This window comes from Schumannella soli, from assembly GCF_006517435.1.
Taxonomy (GTDB): domain Bacteria; phylum Actinomycetota; class Actinomycetes; order Actinomycetales; family Microbacteriaceae; genus Schumannella; species Schumannella soli.
This window is the reverse complement of record NZ_VHQG01000005.1, coordinates 263,231-284,334: the sequence shown is the minus strand read 5'-3', so window position 1 is coordinate 284,334 and position 21,104 is coordinate 263,231. Positions and strand designations below refer to the sequence as shown.

The following is a 21,104-nucleotide window of genomic DNA, read 5'->3' as shown; positions in this document are numbered from 1 at the left end:
ACATCTGCGCCCTCGACAGCCCCGGAGGACCTTCGATCCGTCTACTGTGACCGCGAAGGGGGCCCACATGACCGACGCAGCACCGCCGACCCATGCCGATGAGCCGCACGCCGCCGGTGTGAACGGGCGCCTGAACTGGCTTCGCGCCGGGGTGCTCGGCGCGAACGACGGGATCGTCTCGGTCGCCGCGATCGTCGTCGGTGTGGCCGCCGCGACCCCCGCGCTGCCGCCCATCATCGCCGCGGGGCTCGCCGCGCTCATCGGCGGCGCCGTCTCGATGGCGCTCGGCGAATACGTGTCGGTCTCGAGCCAGCGCGACAGCGAGCGGGCGCTCATCGCGAAAGAGGAGCGAGAGTTGCGCAAGCAGCCCGTCGAAGAGCTCGAAGAGCTCACCGAGCTGTACCGCCGCAAGGTCCTCAGCGCCGCGACCGCCCGTCAGGTGGCGACCGAGCTGACCGCGGCCGATGCGCTCGGCGCGCACCTGGAGGTCGAGCTCGGCATCGACCGCGGCGACCTGGTGAGCCCGTGGCACGCCGCCGGCGCCTCAGCGGCGGCATTCACCATCGGCGGCGCGCTCCCCTTCGCCGCGGCGCTGCTGCCCGAGCCGGTGCGGGTGCCCGCGGTCGTCGTCGTCGTGCTCGTCGCGCTGGCGATCACCGGCGCGACCGGCGCGCGCCTGGGCGGCAGCCCCGCCGCGCGGCCGACGCTGCGCGTCGTCGTCGGGGGCGCGCTCGCCCTCGCGGCCACCTTCGCGATCGGGTCGCTGGTCGGCGCGGCGGGGGTGGCCTGAATGGCCCGGATCCTGGTCGTCGAAGACGATCCGGCCATGGCCGCCGTCGTCTCTCGCTCGCTCGCCGACGACGGTCACGAGGCGACCGTCTGCGGCGACGGCATCCAGGCGCTGATCGCCGCCTCGTCGACCGAGTTCGACGCCGCGGCGATCGACGTGATGCTGCCGCAGATGACCGGATTCGAGCTGTGTCGGCAGCTGCGGGCACGCGAGCTCGCCTTCCCGATCCTCATGCTGACGGCGCGCGACGCGGTCGACGACCGCGTGCGCGGCCTCGACTCCGGAGCCGACGACTACCTGACCAAGCCGTTCGCGCTGCCGGAGTTCTCGGCGCGCATCCGGGCGCTCCTGCGCCGTCAGGCCAGCCAGGCGAAGACCCGGCTCGAGCTGGGGAATCTCGCCATCGACCTCGTCGCCAACCGCATCCAGGTCGGCGACGCGCCCGTCACGCTGACCATCCGCGAGCAGGGCCTGCTGAGGGCCCTGCTGACCCGATCGCCGCAGGTCGCGTCGCGGTCCGACCTGCTCGGCGAGGTCTGGGGCACGGCGCACATCGACCCGAGCATCGTCGACCAGTACGTGCGCTACGTGCGCAAGAAGCTGGATGCCGCCGGATCGACCGCCGCGATCGAGACGGTGCGCGGGCAGGGATACCGTCTCGTCGAGGTGACCGCGTGAGGCGATGGCGCATCCGCACCCGACTGGTCGTCGGCACGTCGATCATGGCGGCCCTGCTGCTGACCGTCGCACTGCTCGTGGCGCGTGCCGAGATCACCCGCCTGCTGCACGACAGCGGCGTCAGCCTGGCGCGCTCCGACCTCACGTCGTTCGCGACCGACCTGCAGCGCAACCCCGACGAGGGGCCCGACGCCGTCGCGAACGGACTGCTGATCGTCATCCGCGCGCCCGACGGTACGACCGTGCGCGACACCGCCCCCCACGACGTGCGGCAGGTCATCGCGGCGACGGCCGACGGCACCGACTTCACCCTCGACGACGACGAGGGGCGCTCCTATGTGATCGTGAGCGAGCGCGTCGCGACCAGCGACGGCGTGTGGTCGATGTGGGCCGCGCGCGATGTGTCGTCGAGCCGCTCGGCCGTCTCAGGCATCGACACCGTGTTCCTGCTGACGGGCGCCGGCCTGCTCGTCGTCGTGATCGGCGCGTCGTGGATGCTCGCCCGCGGCGCCCTGCGCCCCGTCGAGGAGCTGCGGCGCCATGCCCAGGCGCTCGACGCCGCCGAGCTGCTGCCCGTCGCCGACAACGACGACGAGCTCGCCCGGCTCGCCGCCACGCTCAACGGCTTCGTTCAGCGCGTGCGCGCGAGCGCGGATCGCGAGCGTCAGATGGTCTCCGACGCCGCGCACGAGCTGCGCACTCCGCTGGCGACGCTGGGGGCCGAACTGGAGCTGACCCGGCGTCGACTCGACGACCCGGCCGGCGTCGAGGCCGGACTCGCGGCCGCGACGACCTCGGTCGATCGTCTGACCGGCCTGGCCACCAACCTCCTCGAGCTGTCGCGACTCGACGACGGCGGCGCCCATGACGCGAGCGAGACGGGCGCCGAGGTGCTGGATGACGTGCTCGCCGCGATCGATCGCGCCCGCGTGCGCGTCGCCGACCTCGACATCGAGATCGACGACGAGGTCAAGCTCGACGACCCCGCGGCACGGTATCGGGTGGAGCCGCTCGCGCTCTCGCGCGTCGCCGACAACCTGCTCGCGAACGCGATCCGCGCCGTCGAGCGGACGGGCCGGATCGTGGTCACCCTCGACGACCACGGCGACGAGATCCTGCTGCGCGTCGACGACGACGGGCCCGGAGCCCCGGAGGACTTCCTGCCGCGGGCGTTCGAGCGCTTCGCACGCCCCGACGACGCGCGGCGCCGACCGGGCAGCGGGCTCGGCCTCGCCCTGGTGCGCGCCGTCGCCGTCGCCGCCGGTGGCGATGCGCGCGTGCAGAACCTCGCCCCCGGGTTCCGCGCCGAGGCGCGTCTTCCGAAGATGTGAGTTCTCTCGCCCGGGAACGTCGTTTCTCGCGGCCCGGCCATAGGCGGCCTTCCGACACTGAGATCCACCCACCGAGGAAGGACCTCACGATGACCGGGCTGCTGACCGCTCCGACCGCGACCGCATCCGCGGCGCCGGCCGTCTCGTCGCGCCTGCGCCGACACCGCCGGCGTCACGCTCGAGCCGACCTGCTGACCATCGTCGCGTGGGCCTCGACCGCGCTCGCGGTCTCGCTCTTCCTCGCCGACGGCGTGACCATCACCGGGCTCGGCGACGCGCTCACCGCCGGCGGGATCATCGCCGGGCTGGTCGGCAGCAACCTCGTGCTGATCATGCTGGTGCTCGCCGCGCGCATCCCGCTCATCGACCGCACGATCGGCCACGACCGGGCGATCGCCGGCCACCGCCGGCTCGGCAAGCCCGCGTTCTACCTGCTGCTCGGTCACGGCGCCCTGCTGACCGCGGGGTACGCCTACAACGACCGCGTGAACGTCGCCGCCGAGACCGCGAGCCTGTTCAGCTCACCCGACATGCCCCTGGCGTACCTCTCGATCGCGCTCTTCGTCGCGGTGATCGTCACCTCGCTGATCGCCGTGCGGCGACGCCTGCGCTACGAGGTGTGGCACCTCATCCACCTGCTCTCGTACGGCGCCGTGATCGCCGCGCTGCCGCACCAGTTCTCGCAGGGCCAGGTCTTCGCCGAGGGCACGGCGCAGCGGGTCTACTGGATCGCGCTCTACGTGGTCGCTCTCGGCTCCATCGTCACCTTCCGCTTCGTCGAGCCGCTCGTGCAGTCGCTGCGCCACCGCGTCGTGGTCGACCGCGTCGAGCGGATCGGCGCCGACGCGGTCTCGATCCACCTGCGCGGCCGGGGCCTCTCGCGGCTGAAGGCCGAAGGCGGCCAGTTCTTCCAGTGGCGGTTCTGGTCGCGGCGCACCTGGTGGCATGCGCACCCGATCTCGCTGTCGTCGGCGCCGACCGACCACTCGGCGCGCATCACGATCCGCGAGCTCGGCGACGGAACCCGCCGCCTGGCGCAGCTCGTCCCCGGCACACCGGTGAGCTTCGAGGGCCCCTACGGCGTCTTCACCGACTCCGCGCGCGGCCGCGACGAGATCGTGGTCGTGACGGCCGGCATCGGGATGACTCCCGCCCGCGCTCTGCTCGAGAGGCTGGAGGCCGCACCCGGCGCCGTGACGGTGCTGGTGCGCGCGTCGGACGCGACCTCGACCTACCTCTGGCAGGAGATCCACGAGATCTGCCGACAGCGGGGATGGCGGTCGTATCTGTCGATCGGCCGCCGCGCCGACGGCGCCGCGGGATGGCTGTCGCAGGAGGACCGCGACCGCGGCGTCACCTTCGACAGCGTGTTCCCGAGGGCCGCCGCGGCGGAGACCTACATCTGCGGCTCCGACGCCTGGGCCGACCTCGTCGAGGCCGAGCTCGAGCAGCGCTCGGCCGACCCCCGTCACATCCATCGAGAGAGGTTCGACTGGTGAACGTGCGCGCGACTCTCGGCGGCGCCTTCGCGGCCCTCGCCGTGCTCATCATCGGGTGGCAGGCCGGAACGGCAGCCTCCCACCCGGCCACCGCCACCACGGCTTCCGGCAGCACCGGCGGCTCGGGCACGTCCGGCTCCGCCGGGTCGGGAACCTTCGCCGGGTCGGGATCCGCGAGCGGGTCGGGAACCTCCGACTCGACCACCGGCTCCTCGTCGGCCGGGTCCGGATCCGGCCTGAAGGACGGCTCGTACACCGGGCAAAGCGCCGACACCCGCTTCGGCGCGGTGCAGGTCGCGATTACCGTCTCGGGCGGGTCGATCACCGACGTGCAGGCGGTACACCTGACCGATCGCGACCAGCGGAGCGTCAGCATCAGCAATCGCGCCGCGCCCGTGCTGCGTCAGGAGGCCATCCAGGCCCAGTCGGCGCAGATCCAGACGGTCTCGGGAGCCACCTACACGTCGGAGGGCTACATCACCTCGCTGCAGTCGGCCCTCGACCAGGCCCGCTGATGCCGACCCGGGTTTTCACCACGATGGGCACGGTGGTGTCGCTGCGCACCGACGAGCCCCTCGCCGACGTGGTCGTGGACTGGGTGCGCGAGACCTTCGACCGCTTCGATGCGCAGTTCAGCCTCTACCGCGACGACAGCGAGATCAGCCGGCTGGCCGCCGGCGACCTGCGCCTCGGCGACACGTCCGACACATTCCGTCGCACCTACGCCGACGCGCTCGAGTGGCGATCGGCCACCTCGGGGCTCTTCACGCCGCACCGCCCCGACGGGGTGATCGACCTGTCGGGCATCGTGAAGGCCGCGGCGATCGCCGATGCCGGCACGATCCTCGACACCGCGGTCACGGGCGACTGGATCCTCAACTGCGGAGGCGACGTGCTGATGCGCTCGAGCGCGCCGACCGCCGTCGGCATCACCGACCCGCACGCACCCGGCCGCATCGCCACGGCTCTGACAGTCGCCGCGCCCCGCCGCGCGGTCGCCTCCTCTGGCAGCGCCGAGCGCGGCGAGCACATCTGGGGTGTCGCGACCGGCATCGCGCAGGCCACGGTCGTCGCCGACGACATCGTCATGGCCGACGTGCTGGCGACCGCGATCGTGGCCGGCGGAACCGAGCTGCTCGACACGCTCACCATGACGCACCGCATCGACGCGCTCGTCATCGCGCCGGATGGGGCGATCTCGGCGACCCCGGGCATCCGGTTGGCGGACCCTAGCTTCACCACCGGCGTTCCTGAGCCGGCCGACCAGAAGTGAGATGCCCATGTCCCGACCGATCACGAACTGGAACGATCAGCACCGCGAACGGCTCACCCGCGGCGATCGCGCAGCTGACATCCTCCGCAACGGGATGGGCAGCTGGGCGTTCGTCGGCGGCTTCGTCGCCTTCATGCTCGTCTGGGCGCTGACGAACCTCACCGGCATCCGATGGGATCCCTATCCGTTCATCCTGCTCAATCTCTTCCTGTCCATGCTCGCCGGACTGCAAGGAGCGATCCTGCTCATCGCGGCTCGGCGTCAGGACGGCGTAGCTGCCGCTCTGGCACAGCACGACTACGAGACCAACGCCGCGGCGAAGATCGAGATCGAGACCCTCATGGCGATCAATCGGGAGCAGCTGAAGATGCTCGCTGAAATACGCACCTCGGCTGTCCTCACCGCTGCGACGGGTGAGGTCGACGCGCACGGTGATCCGCGCTGAACCTGCAGTCGGGTCCTCCCATCGGTGCGAAGCGTCAGCTCGAATCGCCTGCTTCTTACTGATCTTCCTGATCCTTCCTGTTCTTTAAAGGAGCGAGGGTCACAAACTGACCCCCTAGCCGGTCAGAAACTGACCCGCCAGCAGGTCGAGAAGTGACCCCCTAGGCGGGTCGCTTTCTGACCTCGCACGATCGCCCACGCCCACGCTTTGCCCACAATCGTGGGCACTCGAACGATCAACAGCCTGATCACACCACCGGCAATCCACTGAAAAACCGGGCCCTTCGCTCTCCCGCTGCTGTCACGAGGGCGGCCAGTTGCGACTGAAAATCGGAAGGTCACCGGATCGACGCCGGTCGGAGCCACTTCCACGAAAAGCCCCCGGTCACCCGGGGGCTTTCGCTTTGTGCGGGCGGATGCGGCACGACATCGTCTGTCGGTTCGACGAGGCCGCCCGCTAGCGTGGGCGCAGGCCGCGGAGGCGCGGCCGCACGACACGAGCGACGAGAGACGATGCCCGAGCCGCGACCGAGCGACGAGCCGCAGCCCGAGACGGGCGCGCCCGCGCATCCTCGGTCAGGTCAGCGCGCTCAGCACGACTCCCTCGGGGTGTGGTCGCTGAGCCTCGCGGTGCTCGGCGCGATCATGGTCGCGATCCCGATCATCGGCGACGCGCTCTCGCTCGCGCCCGGCATCGCGGCCGTCGTCATCGGACTGCTCGCGCTGCGGCGGCACGAGACCGGAGCGAGCCCCTACCTCGTGCGTCCGCTGATCGGCACGATCGTGGGCGGGCTCGTCGTGGTCGTCGCGGGGATGCTGATGCTCGTCACCGCGCTCGTGCACTGAGCTCGCATCCACCCGCCGTCGACGCGGGGTCTGGGCTTCGCAGGTCTCCGCGGTCAGGCAGAGGCGACGGGGCGCGTGGTCGCGCCGTCGGCGACGGGGCGCGTGGTCGCGCCGTCGGCGGCGGGGCTGCGCTCCGACAGCACCTCGAAGAACGAGCACGGGACGCGGTGGTCGGCGACCCCGCGCTCCCCCGCGACCAGCAGGGCGTCGCCGAGCAGGATCGCGCTGCAGTCCCAGGCCGTGTCGCGCGCGCGGCGGTCGTAGGCGAGGCCCGCGCCGCAGTCGCAGCGCTCCTTCGCCGAGAACACCAGCCGACGCAGCAGCTTCTCGCGCGGTCGGCCGAGCCATTTCATGCCCACGGCGAGCGAGTGTAGAACACGCGCGGCCCGACGTCGAAACCCCCGGCCGGGGGTGTCGACGAACCGGGGCTCAGCGGCCGGGCAGCGAGGCGAGCGCCGCGGAACGCGCGGCGACGAGTTCGTCGTAGCTGCCGTCGCGCTCGGCCCAGCGGTGCATCTGCACCTTCTGCACGAGGATCTCGCGCGGCGTCGGCTCCGAGGCCAGCAGCGCGAGCGTCTCGTCGAGGTAGTCGTCGAGCGGCAGCGCGGCCGGGTTCAGCTCGAGCGCCTCGGGCACGGTCGCGACCGACGGCGGCACGAGCTCGGTGACGTTCACTCCGGTTCCGGCGAGCTGGGCGCGCAGCGCCTCGCTGTAGGCGTGCACGCCGGCCTTCGTGGCCGCATAGGTCGGCATGAGCGGGAACGGCAGGAACGCGATGCCCGAACTGACGGTCACGATGTCGCCGGCGCCGCGCGCGAGCAGGTGCGGGGTGACGGCGTCGATCACGCGGATCGTGCCGAGCAGATTCACCGCGACGGTCGCCTCGGCGGCATCCACGTGAGCCGGGTCGCGCAGGTCTTCGATCAGCATGACGCCCGACATCGTGACCACGAGGTCGAGGTCGGGATGCGCGGTCAGCACCTCGTCGCGGGCGCGGGCGATCGAGGCGGGATCGGCGACATCGATCTCGACGGTCTCGATGCGCGCCAGGTCGGCGTCGTCGGGGTGCGCCGCGGCGAGCGCGGCCACCTTGCTCGTGTCGCGACCGCCGACGATCACGGTGCCGCCCTCGGCGACGAGCCGGCGGGCGAGGCCGAGTCCGATGCCCGAGGTTCCGCCGACGATCCAGGCGGTGCGCGAGCTGATGTCCATGGGATGTCCTCCTCCGCGGTCGATCCGTCGACCGCATGGCCTCATCCCACGCCGACGCGATCCGCTCAGGAAGGACCGCGTCGATCCTGGGGGCGGCAGGACCACCCGGCCCGGCCACCCGGCACCCGGGGTCACGAGTTGCCCAGTTCTGTCGGGTTCGGAGCCCCCAACCCGACCGAACTGGGCAACTCGAAGAAGAGCTCGACACGCGACCTCACGCCCGAGCACAGCACGGGCGACAACGCGGGTCAGCCGAGGCGGCGTCGGTAGATCAGGTTCGCGACGACGTAGGCGACGACGAGCAGCGCGACGCACCAGGCGAGCGCGATCCACAGCTCGGCGCCGACCGGACGCCCCGCGAACAGCGCCCGCAGCGAGTTCACGATCGACGTCACCGGCTGGTGCTCGGCGAACCAGGCGATAGGGCCGGGCATGGATGCGGTGGGCACGAACGCCGAGCTGAGGAACGGCAGGAAGATCAGCGGGTACGAGAAGGCGCTCGCCCCATCCACCGACTTCGCCGTCAGGCCCGGGATCACGGCCAGCCAGGTCAGCGCGAGCGTGAACAGCACGAGGATGCCGGCGACGGCCAGCCAGCCGCCGACGCCCGCGCCGCTGCGGAACCCCATCAGGAGCGCGACGCCCGTGACGATCGCGAGCGACACCAGGTTCGCGACGATCGAGGTGAGCACGTGCGCCCAGAGCACCGCCGAGCGGGCGATCGGCATCGAGCGGAAGCGCTCGACGATGCCGCCCTGCATGTCGAGGAACAGCCGGTACGCCGTGTAGGAGATGCCCGAGGCGACCGTGATGAGCAGGATGCCGGGCAGAAGGTAGTCGACGTAGCCGCCGGCTCCCGCGCCCGACCCGGTGTCGATCGCGCCGCCGAAGACGAACACGAACAGCAGCAGGAACGCGATCGGCAGGAGCGCCGTCGTGATGATCGTGTCGGGGCTGCGCAGGATGTGTGTGAGCGAGCGCCCGGTGAGCGCGGCGGTGTCGCGCAGGGCGTCGAGGGCGCGGTGCGGCGCCGCTGCGCCAGCGGGCACGGTGAGTGCGGACATCAGCTCGGCTCCTTCGTGTCGTGCGGGTCGGACGGTTCGGTGGACGCGACGGGCTCCTGCGGCTCGCCGGGCGCCGTGGTGGCGCGCCCGGTGAGGGCGAAGAACACGTCGTCGAGGGTGGGCTGCTTCTCGACCCACTCGGCTCTCGCCGGCGGCAGCATCCGCTTCAGCTCGGCGAGCGTGCCGTTCACGAGGATGCGGCCCTCGTGCAGGATCGCGATGCGGTCGGCCAGCTGCTCGGCCTCGTCGAGGTACTGGGTGGTGAGCAGCACGGTGGTGCCGCCCGCGGCGAGCTGCCGGACGGTCGCCCACACCTCGCGCCGCGCCTCAGGGTCGAGCCCGGTCGTGGGTTCGTCGAGGAAGATCACGTCCGGATCGCCGATGAGGCTCATCGCGATGTCGAGGCGGCGGCGCATGCCGCCCGAGTAGGTCGCGGCGCCACGGCCGCCCGCCTCGGTGAGCGCGAAGCGGGCGAGCAGCGCGTCGGCGACGTCAGCCGGCTTCGGCAGGTGGCGCAGCCGGGCGACGAGCGCGAGGTTCTCGCGCCCGCTGAGCTTCTCGTCCACGGCGGCGAACTGCCCGGTCAGGCTGATCACCTCGCGCACCGCTGCCGGACGCTCGGCGACGTCGATGCTGCCGACGCGCGCCACGCCGGCATCCGCTTTCAGCAGGGTGGAGAGGATGCGGATGAGCGTCGTCTTGCCGGCGCCGTTGCTGCCGAGCAAGGCGAAGATCTCGCCGCGGCCGACCGTGAGGTCGACGCCGGTGAGCACGGCGTTCTGCTTGTACGACTTAGTGAGGCCGACGATCTCGATCGCCGGGTCGAGCTCGGCGGATGCCGCTCTGGCCGTCGCCGGCGGGGTCGCCGTCGCTGCCGCGATCACGACTCCCCCGCATCCCCGACAGCGGCGTCGATCGACTTCGCGAGCCGCGCCCGTTCGGATCCGATCCAGCTGCCGCCGTCGTAGTTCGCCATGAACGCCTCGGCGAACTCGACCGGCTCGGCTCCGACGAGCTCGCGCACGGTCGTGCCGTCGGCGACGGCCTGCTCGAACAGCTCGGCGAGGTCGCCGAGCATGCGCACGAGCGTGGCGCCGTTCTCGTTCGGCCCGAGGTTCATCACGTAGCGCGCGACGGCGGCTTCGGCTTCGCGGTATCCGCTCGGCAGCGCCTTCACGCGGGTCTTGTACTCGCGGTAGCTCTTCTTGTCGGCGAGGTCGCCGACGACGAGCTCGATGAGGTTCTTGGCCATGGTCAGTCTCCTTCGGTGGTGGTGCCGGTGGCGCCGGTGGTGGTGGATGCGGCGGCGCCGGTCGGTGAGGCGTCGCGCAGGTGCTCGAGCCGCTCGGCGAGGAAGCCCCAGTTGCGCCAGAACTCATCGAGGTAGTCGCGCCCGGCGGCGTTGAGCGTGAACACCTTGCGCGGCGGGCCCTTCTCGCTCGGCACCTTCTCGACGTCGACGAGTCCGCGCTGCTCGATGCGCAGCAGCAGGGCGTAGACGGTGCCCTCGGCGATCTCGGTGAAGCCCTGCTCGCGCAGCCAGGCGGTGATCTCGTAGCCGTAGGCGGCGCGCCCGGCGAGGATCGCGAGCACGATCCCCTCGAGCGTTCCCTTGAGCATCTCGGTGATCTGCTTCGGCATCGGCTCTCCTTCAGTCGGTGACTCCTGCTGCCGCTACTCAGCGTCGCTGCTATTCAGCATCAGTGAGTACCACTAGATAGTAACGTTGAATAGCGGATGCGCAAGAGGTGACTCCGACCGTCGGCGCTAGCGTGAGCGCGTGACGACCTCGCCCGCCGCATCCGCACCGCTCGCCCGCGTCGAGATCGCGCGCCGCGTGAGCTACGCGGTGATCGCGATCGTCGTGCTCGTCGCGTTCGGGCTGCAGTTCTACCTGCTGTTCACGGGCGGCTCGGATGCGAACTCGGGCGAGAGCGGCTCGAGCATCCCCCTCGCCGTGCGCTTCGCACGCCTGTTCAGCTTCTTCACGATCCTCAGCAACGTGCTCGTGCTGATCGCGGCGATCGGCGCCGCGCTCGGCCGCGACGTGCGCCCCGGCGCCGGCCGCGGCTGGCGGCTGCTGCATCTGGATGCGCTGCTCAGCATCGTCGTGACCGGCTCGGTGTTCGGGCTGATCCTGGCGCCCGGGCTGCAGCTGCGCGGCGAGGCCGTCGTCGCGACCGCGCTGTTCCACAACGTCGCGCCGGTGCTGTTCGCGCTCGCCTGGCTGCTGTTCGGCCCGCGACGTCAGTGGAGCATCCGTCTCGCCGCCCTCGCCTTCATCTGGCCGGCGCTGTGGCTGGCGTTCACCTTCACGCGCGGCGCGATCACCGGCTGGTATCCCTACCCGTTCCTCGACGTGAACCAGGTCGGGGCGGGCGCTGCCGCGCTCGGCGCCCTCGCGGTCGTCGCCTACGCCGTGGTGCTGGCCGTCGTCATCCTCGTGATCGACCGCTTCGTGCCGTCGCTCAGCGGGTCGGCGGCTCCGGGAGCCGACGGGCGGCCCGACGCGCCGAAAGCGGCAGGGCGAGCCCCAGCAGGGTAACGACCACCAGGGCGACCGCCCCGGCGATCAGTCCGGCCGCGCGGCCGAGCACGACATCCGCCACCAGCGACGCCGTGCCGGTCAGCACGAGCGCGACGGCGATCAGCGTCACCCGCAGCAGCTGATCGGTGACCCGCACGATGCGCCCCTTCACCTGGTGCCGGAACAGCACCCGGTGCAGGCTGACCGGTGCGAGCGCGAGGATCGTGGCGAGCACGGCAACCGCGACGAGCACGAGATAGAGCGTGCGCTGGTAGCCGTCGAGCTCGGCGAAGCGCGGCTGGAACGCGAGGGTCAGCAGGAAGCCGGTGAGGATCTGTGTGCCGGTCTGAGTGACCCGCAGCTCCTGCAGCAGCTCGCCCCAGTTGCGGTCGAGGCGCTGGTTCTCGGTCTCGGGTCGGCCGTCGGCGACGGCGTCCTCGAAGTCCTCACCGGCGGGATGCGCTTCGCGGTCGGGTCGATCGCCGGAAGCCGGGCGGGCGTCGTCGGTCACACCGCCACGGTAACCGGCGCGGATGCCGCGACTCCCCGCGGTCACCCGACTCGCAGGAGGTCCGCCGACGGCGCGTCCGCGCAATCGTGGTGCGCATTCGGCCTGGGCCGTACCGTCGCGGTCGCTGCGGCACCTAGCGTGCTGGCGGAGCCGTCGCAGCGACGGCCCGTGAGAGGAATCGGATGAACGACGTCGACGTCCCCCTGCTCGCCGACGAGGTGTGGTGGGGAGGCGCCGTGGCCGATGGCACGCTCATGCCGTTCGGCACTGTCGCGCACCGCCGGGATCTGGCTCACAACGCCGGCCTCGCCGCCGACGCGACATCGGGCGCGAACCAGTCGGCGCCGCTGCTGCTGTCGAGCGCGGGACGAGCACTGTGGTGCGATCGGCCGTTCGCGTTCGAGTTCGTCGTCGAGGGGCGACAGCGGGCGCTGCGGGCGAGTCCGGCGGAGTTCGGACGCCGGCCCGCCGACGCCGAGATTCGCGACGGCGACGGACTCGGCGGCGCGGAAGCCCCGTTGCAGCTGATCGAGACCGGCGGCGCACTGCGCGACGCCTTCCTCGCCTCCTCATCGGCCCACTTCCCCGCTGGTCGCGGCGCACCGCCTCGCGAGCTGTTCGCCGGGCCGCAGTACAACACCTGGATCGAGATGCCCTACCTGCCGACGCAGGAGGCAGTGCTCACCTACGCCCGGGGCCTGATCGATGCGGGCTTCCCGCCAGGGGTGCTGATGATCGACGACGACTGGGCCGTCGACTACGGCGACTGGCGCTTCGACCGAACGCGCTTCCCCGACCCCAGAGCGATGACGGACGAGCTCGCGCAGCTCGGCTTCCGCGTCATGCTCTGGCTCGTGCCCTTCGTCAGCCCCGACGGCGCCGTCTTCCGCGAGCTCGAAGAACGCGGGATGCTGCTGCGCGGCGCCGACGGCGACACCGCGATCCGCCGCTGGTGGAACGGATACAGCGCCCTGCTCGACGTCGCCTCGCCCGCCGCCGCCGACTGGCTCGCCGACACCCTGACGGCGTTGCAGCGGGAGACGGGAGTCTCGGGATTCAAGTTCGACGGCGGCGACCTGCGCGACTTCCGCGACGACGACCTGCCCCCGATCGACGCATCCGCTGCCGTCATCTCCCCCGTCGACCGCGTCGAGGCCTGGGTCGCTCTGGGTGCACGGTTCCCCTTCAACGAGTTCCGGGCGAGCTGGCGATCCGGCGGACTGCCGCTGGCGCAGCGCCTGCACGACAAGCCGCCGACCTGGGGCGAGGATGGTCTCGCGGGACTGATCCCGGAGGCGATCGCCCAGGGTCTGATCGGGCATCCCTTCGTCTGCCCCGACATGGTCGGCGGCGGTGAACTGGGCTCGTTCGGCCCGGGCGCCGTGGTCGACCAGCAGCAGTTCGTGCGCTATGCGCAGGTGGCTGCGCTCTTCCCGATGATGCAGTTCTCGCTCTCGCCGGCTCGGGTGCTCGACGAGGACCATCTGGCTGCGGTGCGGAAGGCCTTGGCCCTCCGCGACAGCCTGCTGCCCGAGATCCTCGAGCTGGTGGACGCGGCGGGCGCGACCGGGGAGCCGATCCTCCGTCCGCTCGCCTATCACCACCCCGGATTCGAGCACGTGCGCGACCAGTTCCTGCTCGGCGAGCGCATCCTGGTCGCGCCGGTGCTGGAGCGTGGCGCGACGTCACGCCCGATCACGCTGCCGCCGGGAACGTGGCAGGAGGTCGTCCGAGCGGCGGACGGTCACGAGGCCGGCCCCGGATCGACGCACGTCGCGGGCGACGGCGGACTGCAGATCTCCGTCTCCGTCGATCTCGACGCCATCCCGGTGCTACGCCGGATCTGAGCCCTGAACGCAGCCCCGCGTGTCCGTACACGACGTACCGACAAAACCAGACGGCCAGCCTGTACGCTTCCCGAAACGGACGGGGGATGCAGTGGCGCAGACGATCGAACGCGACTCTCCTGTCGCGTACTACGAGCAGCTGTTCGTGATCCTGCGCGACCAGATCCTCTCCGGCGACATCCCCGCCGACGAGCGCCTGCCCAGCGAGATGGAGCTGTGCCGCGAGTACGGCCTCTCGCGCGCGACGGTGCGACAGACGATGTCGAAGCTCGAGAGCGAGGGCTTCGCGCGCCGCGTCGCCCGCCGCGGAGTCTTCGCCTCCTCGCCCGAGCAGTCGACCGGCTGGACCGTCGAGGAGGGCTTCCTCGAATCGCAGGTGCGCCAAGGCCAGACCGGCGTGACCACCCAGGTGGTGGATGCGCGGCTCGCCGCCCCCGCCCAGCACGTCGCCGAGGCCCTCGAGCTCGCCGACGACGCTCAGGTCTTCGCGCTGCAGCGCGTGCGCTCGCTCGACGGCAAGGTCGCGATGTTCAGCACGAACTGGTTCCCGAAGAGCGTCGGCGAGACGGTCTCGGCCGATGCCGGCGTGATGGACGGCAGCGGCTCGCTCAACGAGACCCTGCGCCGCGCCGGCTTCGTCTCGAACGGGGCCAAGCGCGTCATCCGCGCCATGCGCCCCACCGAGGCCGTGGCCGCTCACCTGCAGATCGATGCCGATCAGCCGGTGCTGCGCGTGCGCTCGCTGTCGTGGGATGCGCGGGGCACCCGCTTCGACTACTACGAGACCTGGGTGCTGACCGACATCATCCCGCTCGAGGTCAGCGTCAGCGCGAACTGACCGCCCTTCCAGGGCGCGGTCCGCGATCCCGATCCGGGAGCCCGGCACCGCCCGCTCGGTGCCGCCCGGCACCGCTCGCTCAGCCGAGCAGGTCGGCCGCGAAGCCGCCGAGCGCGCGGGCCGGATCGGGCGCCCAGCCGAGCGCCTCGGCCGCGAGCAGCGCCGCGCCGACAGCGGTGACCTGCGGCTCGAGCACGGGCGCCGCGCGGTAGCCGTTGACCGCGTTCTTGATGTCGATCCAGCCGGGCGAGCGCGCCCATCCGCCCGCCAGCCGCACCTCGCCGTCGCCGGCGCCGCCGCGGCGCACCGCCTCGACGGCCTCGCGTCCGGCGATCGCGAGCGCGCCGAGCACGGCCGAGGCGCGAGCCCGCGGATCGGCGGGAGCATCGAGCGCGTACGCCGGCTGGCCGCCGCCGTGCACACCGGGGACGAACCAGCCGGAGTCGAGCACCGGCAGCGGCTCGGCGCTGCCGTCGAGCAGGCCGCGGATGTGCCCGGCGACCTCGGGGTTCTGCGAGGCCCACTGCACGTTGCGGGCGAGCTCCTCGACGCGCAGCACGGTCGTGCCCGAGCTGCGGATGCCGGGGGCGATCTCGATCGCCGGCTGCCGCGTGTAGTCGGCCGGCGGCGCGGCGGTCTGCGCGACGACGACCTCGGCCGTGCCCATCGAATCGAGCAGGGCGCCCGGCACCATGCGGTCGACGCCCCAGCCGGCGATGGGATGGTCGTGGCCGCCGACGACCGTGATCGCCTCCGCGGAGACCGCGCCGGCCTCGCGCAGGCGGGCGGACGCGAGCGCTCCGACGACCTCGCCGGTCGCCGCGACCGGCGGCAGCAGCTCGACGTCGCCGAGCGTCGAGCTGACCCGATCGGCATCCCAGCGGCGGTCGCTCGCGTGCCAGGCGCCCGTGCGCGAGGCGAGCGTGTCGCTGAGGAAGGGCCGGCCCGACCAGTGCGCGGCCGGCAGGTCGGTGAGCGAGATCCAGCGGTGCGCGCTCGTCTCGCCGAGCTGCTCGCGCGCCCACACCCAGCCGACGAAGGTGCGCACCGGGTCGCTGTCGGCGTCGAAGGGCTCCGTGCCGCGCAGTCGCGGCTGCAGATCGCGGAACACCGTCTGCCGCCGCGGATCGAACCACGACAGCGCCCGGGTGAGCGGGGTGAGCGCCGCATCCACCAGCACGCCGTCTTCGCCGATGCCGGCCGTGCTGACCGCGTGCACCTCGTAGAGGTCGCCGCAGGCGCTGAGGATCATCTGCTCGATCGCGTCGAGCAGGGCGCGGGCGTCGATGAGCGGGCCGTCGGCGTCGCGCGGCGTTGGCCGGATCACGCGGGCGACCACCGCGCCCTCGGCATCGATCAGCACGACCTTCGCGTTGGTCGAGCCGATGTCGACGCCGCAGGCGACCGCCGTGCGCGTCGTGATCCCCACGAGGCGACGATACCGCCGGGTCCGACTCCCCGAAGAGCGGACCCGGCGGCGCGGGACCTCCGGCGCTCCCCCGAAGAAGCGGCCGGAGGAAGGTCAGGCGATCACGCCGGGCTCAGCCGATCGGCGAGGCCGAGGCCGAGGCCGACGGGATGCCCGCCGCGCTCGACGCCGGGCCGTCCGCCGGCGCGGCCAGCACATCCACGTAGCCGAGCGCGGTCTTCGCCGCCTCGTACTGCGCGCCGACCTGCGGCTCGAACGGCACGGCCGCGAGCTCGTCGACGGCGACCCGCCAGGCGGGGAAGGCGCCCTCGGCCGCGGCGGCGGCCTGCATCGCGGCGCCCATCGTCACGTACTCATCGGGTGCGGGCACGGCGACGGGGATGTCGACGAGCTCGCCGAGGATCGCCTGCACCGCGGGACTCTGAGCGGCGCCGCCGATGAGCAGCAGACGGTTCGTCGGCACCTCGCAGGCGTGCAGCGCATCCAGCATCGCCACCTGGCTCGCGAGCGTGCCCTCGATGACCGAGCGGGCGAAGTTCTCGCGGGTGAAGTTGGCGAGGGATGCGCCGTGCAGCGAGCCGCGGGCGTGCGGCAGGTCGGGGGTGCGCTCGCCCTCGAAGTACGGCAGCAGCGTGAGGCCGCCGGCGCCGGGCGCCGCGGCGAGCGCGAGGTCGCTGAGCTCGTCGAAGGTGCAGCCGAGCAGGCTCGTCGCGAGCTCGAAGTTGCGCGCCGCGTTGAGCGTCGCGACGAGCGGCAGGTGGTCGCCGGTCGCGTCCGCGTAGTTGCAGACGTAGCCGGCGTAGTCGTGCACGGGCCGGGCCGAGCGGGCGTAGACGACGCCTGAGGTGCCCAGCGAGAGCACGGCGTCGCCGGGCTGGATTCCGAGCGCGAGCGCCGCGGCCCCGTTGTCACCGCTGCCGACGCCGATCGGGATCCCCGCCGGGATGCCCGGGATGCCCGCGCCGGTCACACCCGCGCGGTCGAGCGGGCCGAGGATGCGCGGCAGGATCGCCGACCGGCCGAAGGCGTGCTCGAAGAGGTCCATCTCGTACTCGTTGCGCTCGGGCGACCAGTAGCCGGTTCCGCAGGCATCGGAGCGATCTGTGACGAGCTCGTCGAGCCCGGGGCGGCCGGAACCGGGGCCGAAGCCGCGCAGACGCCAGGTGAGCCAGTCGTGCACGATCGCGACGGCGGCGGTGCGCGCGACGGCCTCCGGATGCAGGTCGCGCATGTAGCGCAGCTTCGGCGCCGTGTCGGAGAGCGTGAGCGGGATGCCGGTACGGCGGATCCACTCGTCGCGCCCCAGCTCGGCGTTGAGCGCCATCATGTGCGGGTGCGAGCCGGTGTCGTTCCACTGCGGCGAATCGGCGACGACCTCGCCCGACTCGTCGAGGAAGATCGGCGTGTGCTGCTGGCCGCTCACCGAGACGGCGATGACGTCGTCGAGGCCGCCGGCGCGTCGCACGGCCGTGAGCAGCGCATCCCACCAGCGGTTCGGGTCGATGATCGTGCCGGAGGGGTGCGAGGCCTTGCCCTCGCGCACGGCGGCGCCGGTCTCGAGGTCGCGCACGGTGACCTTGCAGTTCTGGGTGGAGGAGTCGATCCCCGCGACGAGCTTCATCGCTCGGTCTCCGTTCTCGTGGTGCTGTGGTGGTGAGCCGGGTCAGAGTGGTGGGCCAGAGCACTCATGCGGGCAGCGCCTTCAGGTGCTCCCAGACCGGGCGCGCGGCGTCGGCCCAGGCGGTGAGCGCGGCGTGACGCGCGGCATCCGCCGGCACGTCGACGGGGGCGCAGTCGGCCCACGCGCCGGTCTCGCCCGAGGCGAGCAGCTGCGCGCCGCGCGAGACGACCTCGGGGTGGCTCGAGACGCTGAGCGGCACGCCGAGCAGGTCGGCCTTGAGCTGCAGCCAGAGCGCGTTGCGGCTGGCCGGGCCGATCACCTTCACCCGGTCGGGCTGGATGCGGAACAGCTCGAGCACGTCGGCGAACTGCCACGCCATGCCGAGGAAGGCGCCGAAGACGAGCTCGGCGCGGGTGGTGTCGGTGGAGAGCCCGGCGATCGCGCCGCGCGCTCGCGGGTTCTTGGCCGGGCTGGGGCTGCCGCGGAACTGCGGCAGCACGACCGGCACGCGGTCGAGGTCGATGCGGCCGGCGACCCACTCGGCGTGCAGCTCGTAGCAGAGCGCGGCGAGGGATGTCGCATCCACTCCGAGCATCGACTGCAGCGTCGCGAAGGCCGAGCCGCCGGTCGGGATGGAGGCGAAGAGGGTGAAGTCGTCGCCCGTCACGCCGATGCCGTTGGCGAGCTTCGAGCGCTCGGCGTGCTCGTCGACGCTCGGCTCGTCGCGCAGGAACAGCAGCCCCTCGGTCGTGCCGGTCGAGTTGAGCAGCTCGCCGTGCGCGAGCTCGGCGCCGACGGCGCCGACCATGTGGTCGTGCCCGGCGACGTGCACCATGACGCCCGCGCCGAGCCCGAAGCCGCGGGCGCACTCCGGACGCATCGGCACGCCATCGCCGGCGCGCCGCAGTTCGGGCAGCACCTCGACGTGCACGCCGAGCAGCCCCGCGACATCCTGCGACCAGGATGCCGTCGCCAGGTCGAGCGCGAGGGTGCGGCTGGCGAGCGAGTACTCCGACCAGCGCACGCCGGTGAGGCGCGCGGCGATGTACTCGGCGATGTTGAGCCACTGGGCTCCGCGGGCGGCGGGGCCGGCGGCGCGCAGCGCCCAGGCGATCTTCGACAGCCCGTAGTTGCCGCTCACCGGCAGGCCGGTCGTGCGGTAGGCCCGGGTGCGGTCCATCGCGTCGAGCCCCGCCAGCAGCGGCAGACCGCGCTGGTCGTGCCAGAGGATCATCGGCGAGGCGAGGGAGATGTCGGGCAGAACGAGTCCGCCCGACTCCCCCACGCCGGTGATCGCCACGCGCTCGACCGCGGCACGCTGGTCGGCGTCGAGACCGTGGATGAAGTCGCCGATCAGCGTCGCCATCGCGTCGAGGTCGTAGACCTCGCCGTCGGCGTCGCGCACGGTCGGGGTGGGCTGCGAGGTCGAGACCGTCGCCACCCCCTCGGGATCGAAGAGCCCGAGCTTCACACTGGTGGTGCCGACGTCGACCGTGATCGTGGTGAGCACGGCGATCCTGTCCTTGTCGTTCTGCGGCTTGTCGGTTCCGCGGCTTAGGCCACGGAGGGGTTGAACTGGCGGATGCGGCGCTCGACGACCTCCGAGATCGCGACGACCGCGCCCTTCGAGACCCGGATGAGCGAGTTCTCGTTGTTGTTGGCGTTGTAGGCCTCGCCGAAGCTGCGGATCATCGCGTTGCGCAGGTCGCTGGCGATGTTGACCTTGACGACGCCGAACTCGTGCAGGCGGCCGAACTCCTCGGCCGGCAGGCCCGATCCGCCGTGGATGCACAGCGGCACCGGGCTGGCGTGACGCACCTCGTCGAGCAGGTCGAAGTCGATGTGCGCGTTGGGGGCGTAGCCGTGCACGTTGCCGACGGACACGGCGAGGATGTCGTTGCGCACCGCATCCACGAAGGCCTTCGCCTCGTTCGGGTCGGTCATGCTGGCGCGCTCGGGGGCGACGTCGTCCTCCTTGCCGCCGATGCTGCCGAGCTCGGCCTCGAGGGCGATGTCGGGGCCGCACATCTCACGGGCCTTCGTCGAGGTGGCGACGTTGTCGGCGAAGGACGCCTCGGAGTCGTCGATCATGATCGAGGTGAAGTCGGCGGCCAGCGCCTTCTCGACGGCGTCGAGCGACTTGCCGTGGTCGAGGTGCAGCGCGACGGGCACCTTCGTCGTCGCGAGGCGGCGGGCGACCATGTCGTAGATGTACTCGTAGCCCGAGAGCGCGACGTTGGTGGGGGCGACCTGGATGAAGGTGGGCACGCCGACCTTCTCGATGGCGTCGACGATGCCCATGGTCGTCTCGATGTTGGTGGTGTTGAACGCTCCCGCGACGAGACCGCGCGAGACGCACTCGTTCACGACCTCGATTCCGCTGACCAGAGGCATGGGGGTCCTTTCGCTGTGGGATCGCCGCTCGCGGCGCTTCGGGCTAACTGTACCGTCTGTACGTACAAGACGTACGACAAGAGATCTGGGGATCGCCCGCCGGCGACGGGTGGTGAGCGCGCGTGATGAGCCGCGCGCCGCCGCCGACGGGCGAGAGGGTGCGCCGCTTACTCGAAGTTGCGGTGGCGGGCGACCAGATCCTCGAACTTCGCGCCGGTGCGCTGAACGAGCTGGAAGTAGAGCACGTCCCAGAAGATCCAGAGCGACTGCTCGAACAGGCTGCCCATCGGCTGGATCGTCGGCACGAGACCGCTCGGGTCGTCGGCGCCGTAGGTGTGCGCGGGGATCGTGAGCACGATGTCGGCGAGCTTCGCGGTCGGGCCGTCCGGAACCGCGGTCGCGACCAGCAGCGTCGCGCCCGTCTTCTTCACCTGCTCGGCGATGTAGTGCAGGTGGGGGATGTTCGACGGGCCCGTCGGCATGATGAACAGGTCGTCGGCGGTCACCGCCGGCGTCGTGTCATCCCAGCCCCAGTGCACGGTCTTGCCGAAGTGGGTCAGGCGCATCGCGAAGGCCTTCGAGCCGAGGCCCTCGCGGCCGATGCCGAGCACGAAGATGCGCTGGTGCTTCTCGAGCGCGTCGAGCGCGGCCTCGATCTGGTCGAGCGGCACGCGGCGGAACACCTCGCCGAGCTCGGCGACGACGGCGGCGCTGGTCTCACGGAAGTCGGACATGCTGTCCTCCCTTTCAGTTCTGGCGGTTCAGTTCGTTCTGGTCTTGAGGAGCGTCCACGGCCTGAT

At 71.8% G+C, this 21,104-nt stretch carries 23 protein-coding genes; 11 read left to right on the top strand and 12 right to left on the bottom strand.

Annotated elements, in window-relative coordinates; genetic code table 11:
• The first annotated feature begins 67 nt into the window (after window positions 1-67).
• The 8 genes from FJ657_RS16350 to FJ657_RS16315 all read left to right on the top strand — a co-directional run bounded on the left by FJ657_RS16350 (window position 68) and on the right by FJ657_RS16315 (window position 6,861).
• A complete protein-coding gene (locus FJ657_RS16350) occupies window positions 68-790 on the top strand; it encodes a VIT1/CCC1 transporter family protein (protein WP_141164777.1) in 723 nt (240 codons plus the stop codon).
• Window positions 791-1,468 (top strand): response regulator transcription factor, encoded by a 678-nt coding sequence (locus tag FJ657_RS16345; protein WP_141164776.1) that lies wholly within the window; start codon window positions 791-793, stop codon window positions 1,466-1,468.
• Entirely contained in the window at window positions 1,465-2,799 is a 1,335-nt protein-coding gene (locus FJ657_RS16340; protein ID WP_141164775.1) for a sensor histidine kinase, read from the top strand. The genes FJ657_RS16345 and FJ657_RS16340 overlap by 4 nt, the downstream gene beginning before the upstream one ends.
• An 89-nt stretch (window positions 2,800-2,888) precedes the next feature.
• Entirely contained in the window at window positions 2,889-4,298 is a 1,410-nt protein-coding gene (locus FJ657_RS16335; RefSeq protein ID WP_141164774.1) for a ferredoxin reductase family protein, read from the top strand.
• 2 nt (window positions 4,299-4,300) lie between these two features.
• Window positions 4,301-4,813 carry an FMN-binding protein gene (locus FJ657_RS16330; RefSeq protein WP_369407415.1) on the top strand — a complete coding sequence of 171 codons (513 nt, stop codon included), beginning with the start codon at window positions 4,301-4,303 and terminating at the stop codon, window positions 4,811-4,813.
• Window positions 4,813-5,571 carry an FAD:protein FMN transferase gene (locus FJ657_RS16325; RefSeq protein WP_141164772.1) on the top strand — a complete coding sequence of 253 codons (759 nt, stop codon included), beginning with the start codon at window positions 4,813-4,815 and terminating at the stop codon, window positions 5,569-5,571. Before FJ657_RS16330 ends, FJ657_RS16325 begins: the two co-directional genes overlap by 1 nt.
• Before the next feature lie 7 nt (window positions 5,572-5,578).
• Window positions 5,579-6,016, top strand: coding sequence for a DUF1003 domain-containing protein (locus tag FJ657_RS16320; RefSeq protein WP_255447403.1), 438 nt, complete (start codon window positions 5,579-5,581; stop codon window positions 6,014-6,016).
• Window positions 6,017-6,528: 512 nt separating this feature from the next.
• Window positions 6,529-6,861, top strand: coding sequence for a hypothetical protein (locus tag FJ657_RS16315; RefSeq protein WP_141164771.1), 333 nt, complete (start codon window positions 6,529-6,531; stop codon window positions 6,859-6,861).
• A 53-nt stretch (window positions 6,862-6,914) separates the two neighbouring features.
• On the opposite strand, the gene FJ657_RS16310 is transcribed toward FJ657_RS16315, so the two are convergent.
• The 6 genes from FJ657_RS16310 to FJ657_RS16285 form a co-directional block, all read right to left on the bottom strand.
• Window positions 6,915-7,214 carry a hypothetical protein gene (locus FJ657_RS16310; protein WP_181409019.1) on the bottom strand — a complete coding sequence of 100 codons (300 nt, stop codon included), beginning with the start codon at window positions 7,212-7,214 and terminating at the stop codon, window positions 6,915-6,917.
• A 76-nt stretch (window positions 7,215-7,290) separates the two neighbouring features.
• Complete coding sequence (locus tag FJ657_RS16305) at window positions 7,291-8,073, bottom strand: SDR family oxidoreductase (RefSeq protein WP_141164769.1); 783 nt, start codon at window positions 8,071-8,073, stop codon at window positions 7,291-7,293.
• 248 nt (window positions 8,074-8,321) lie between these two features.
• A complete protein-coding gene (locus FJ657_RS16300) occupies window positions 8,322-9,137 on the bottom strand; it encodes an ABC transporter permease (protein WP_141164768.1) in 816 nt (271 codons plus the stop codon).
• The gene (locus FJ657_RS16295; protein ID WP_439653950.1) at window positions 9,137-9,946 is read right to left on the bottom strand and encodes an ABC transporter ATP-binding protein; all 810 of its coding nucleotides are present in this window, start codon (window positions 9,944-9,946) and stop codon (window positions 9,137-9,139) included. The genes FJ657_RS16300 and FJ657_RS16295 overlap by 1 nt, the downstream gene beginning before the upstream one ends.
• A 71-nt stretch (window positions 9,947-10,017) precedes the next feature.
• Entirely contained in the window at window positions 10,018-10,389 is a 372-nt protein-coding gene (locus tag FJ657_RS16290; RefSeq protein WP_141164767.1) for a DUF1048 domain-containing protein, read from the bottom strand.
• Window positions 10,390-10,391: 2 nt separating this feature from the next.
• Window positions 10,392-10,778 carry a PadR family transcriptional regulator gene (locus tag FJ657_RS16285; protein WP_141164766.1) on the bottom strand — a complete coding sequence of 129 codons (387 nt, stop codon included), beginning with the start codon at window positions 10,776-10,778 and terminating at the stop codon, window positions 10,392-10,394.
• A 139-nt stretch (window positions 10,779-10,917) separates the two neighbouring features.
• On the opposite strand from FJ657_RS16285, the gene FJ657_RS16280 reads away from it, so the two are divergent.
• Window positions 10,918-11,682: a Pr6Pr family membrane protein gene (locus tag FJ657_RS16280; RefSeq protein ID WP_141164765.1), complete on the top strand. Its 765-nt coding sequence runs from the start codon at window positions 10,918-10,920 to the stop codon at window positions 11,680-11,682.
• On the opposite strand, the gene FJ657_RS16275 is transcribed toward FJ657_RS16280, so the two are convergent.
• Complete coding sequence (locus FJ657_RS16275; RefSeq protein WP_219995946.1) at window positions 11,606-12,175, bottom strand: DUF6328 family protein; 570 nt, start codon at window positions 12,173-12,175, stop codon at window positions 11,606-11,608. The genes FJ657_RS16280 and FJ657_RS16275 overlap by 77 nt on opposite strands.
• 182 nt (window positions 12,176-12,357) lie before the next feature.
• On the opposite strand from FJ657_RS16275, the gene FJ657_RS16270 reads away from it, so the two are divergent.
• Window positions 12,358-14,022, top strand: coding sequence for a glycoside hydrolase family 31 protein (locus tag FJ657_RS16270; protein WP_141164764.1), 1,665 nt, complete (start codon window positions 12,358-12,360; stop codon window positions 14,020-14,022).
• A gap of 91 nt (window positions 14,023-14,113) precedes the next feature.
• A complete protein-coding gene (locus tag FJ657_RS16265; protein ID WP_181409018.1) occupies window positions 14,114-14,860 on the top strand; it encodes a GntR family transcriptional regulator in 747 nt (248 codons plus the stop codon).
• Between the two features lie 79 nt (window positions 14,861-14,939).
• Here the strand turns inward: FJ657_RS16265 and FJ657_RS16260 are convergent, their stop codons facing one another.
• From FJ657_RS16260 to FJ657_RS16240, 5 genes are all read right to left on the bottom strand, one after another.
• Entirely contained in the window at window positions 14,940-16,289 is a 1,350-nt protein-coding gene (locus tag FJ657_RS16260; protein WP_141164762.1) for an FGGY family carbohydrate kinase, read from the bottom strand.
• A 112-nt stretch (window positions 16,290-16,401) separates the two neighbouring features.
• Window positions 16,402-17,910 carry an FGGY-family carbohydrate kinase gene (locus tag FJ657_RS16255; protein ID WP_141164761.1) on the bottom strand — a complete coding sequence of 503 codons (1,509 nt, stop codon included), beginning with the start codon at window positions 17,908-17,910 and terminating at the stop codon, window positions 16,402-16,404.
• Between the two features lie 64 nt (window positions 17,911-17,974).
• Window positions 17,975-19,420: an FGGY-family carbohydrate kinase gene (locus tag FJ657_RS16250; protein ID WP_181409017.1), complete on the bottom strand. Its 1,446-nt coding sequence runs from the start codon at window positions 19,418-19,420 to the stop codon at window positions 17,975-17,977.
• 44 nt (window positions 19,421-19,464) lie between these two features.
• Complete coding sequence (locus tag FJ657_RS16245; RefSeq protein WP_141164759.1) at window positions 19,465-20,304, bottom strand: class II fructose-bisphosphate aldolase; 840 nt, start codon at window positions 20,302-20,304, stop codon at window positions 19,465-19,467.
• Window positions 20,305-20,471: 167 nt separating this feature from the next.
• A complete protein-coding gene (locus FJ657_RS16240; RefSeq protein ID WP_141164758.1) occupies window positions 20,472-21,038 on the bottom strand; it encodes an SIS domain-containing protein in 567 nt (188 codons plus the stop codon).
• Window positions 21,039-21,104 lie beyond the last annotated feature (66 nt).

Excerpts from the sequence above, each read along its gene's own strand:
- FJ657_RS16350 (WP_141164777.1), top strand. The coding sequence starts at position 68 with ATGACCGACGCAGCACCGCCGACCCATGCCGATGAGCCGCACGCCGCC.
- FJ657_RS16345 (WP_141164776.1), top strand. The coding sequence starts at position 791 with ATGGCCCGGATCCTGGTCGTCGAAGACGATCCGGCCATGGCCGCCGTC.
- FJ657_RS16335 (WP_141164774.1), top strand. The coding sequence starts at position 2,889 with ATGACCGGGCTGCTGACCGCTCCGACCGCGACCGCATCCGCGGCGCCG.
- FJ657_RS16325 (WP_141164772.1), top strand. The coding sequence starts at position 4,813 with ATGCCGACCCGGGTTTTCACCACGATGGGCACGGTGGTGTCGCTGCGC.
- FJ657_RS16320 (WP_255447403.1), top strand. The coding sequence starts at position 5,579 with ATGTCCCGACCGATCACGAACTGGAACGATCAGCACCGCGAACGGCTC.
- FJ657_RS16315 (WP_141164771.1), top strand. The coding sequence starts at position 6,529 with ATGCCCGAGCCGCGACCGAGCGACGAGCCGCAGCCCGAGACGGGCGCG.
- FJ657_RS16310 (WP_181409019.1), bottom strand. The coding sequence starts at position 7,214 with ATGAAATGGCTCGGCCGACCGCGCGAGAAGCTGCTGCGTCGGCTGGTG.
- FJ657_RS16305 (WP_141164769.1), bottom strand. The coding sequence starts at position 8,073 with ATGGACATCAGCTCGCGCACCGCCTGGATCGTCGGCGGAACCTCGGGC.
- FJ657_RS16300 (WP_141164768.1), bottom strand. The coding sequence starts at position 9,137 with ATGTCCGCACTCACCGTGCCCGCTGGCGCAGCGGCGCCGCACCGCGCC.
- FJ657_RS16290 (WP_141164767.1), bottom strand. The coding sequence starts at position 10,389 with ATGGCCAAGAACCTCATCGAGCTCGTCGTCGGCGACCTCGCCGACAAG.
- FJ657_RS16285 (WP_141164766.1), bottom strand. The coding sequence starts at position 10,778 with ATGCCGAAGCAGATCACCGAGATGCTCAAGGGAACGCTCGAGGGGATC.
- FJ657_RS16270 (WP_141164764.1), top strand. The coding sequence starts at position 12,358 with ATGAACGACGTCGACGTCCCCCTGCTCGCCGACGAGGTGTGGTGGGGA.
- FJ657_RS16255 (WP_141164761.1), bottom strand. The coding sequence starts at position 17,910 with ATGAAGCTCGTCGCGGGGATCGACTCCTCCACCCAGAACTGCAAGGTC.
- FJ657_RS16245 (WP_141164759.1), bottom strand. The coding sequence starts at position 20,304 with ATGCCTCTGGTCAGCGGAATCGAGGTCGTGAACGAGTGCGTCTCGCGC.
- FJ657_RS16240 (WP_141164758.1), bottom strand. The coding sequence starts at position 21,038 with ATGTCCGACTTCCGTGAGACCAGCGCCGCCGTCGTCGCCGAGCTCGGC.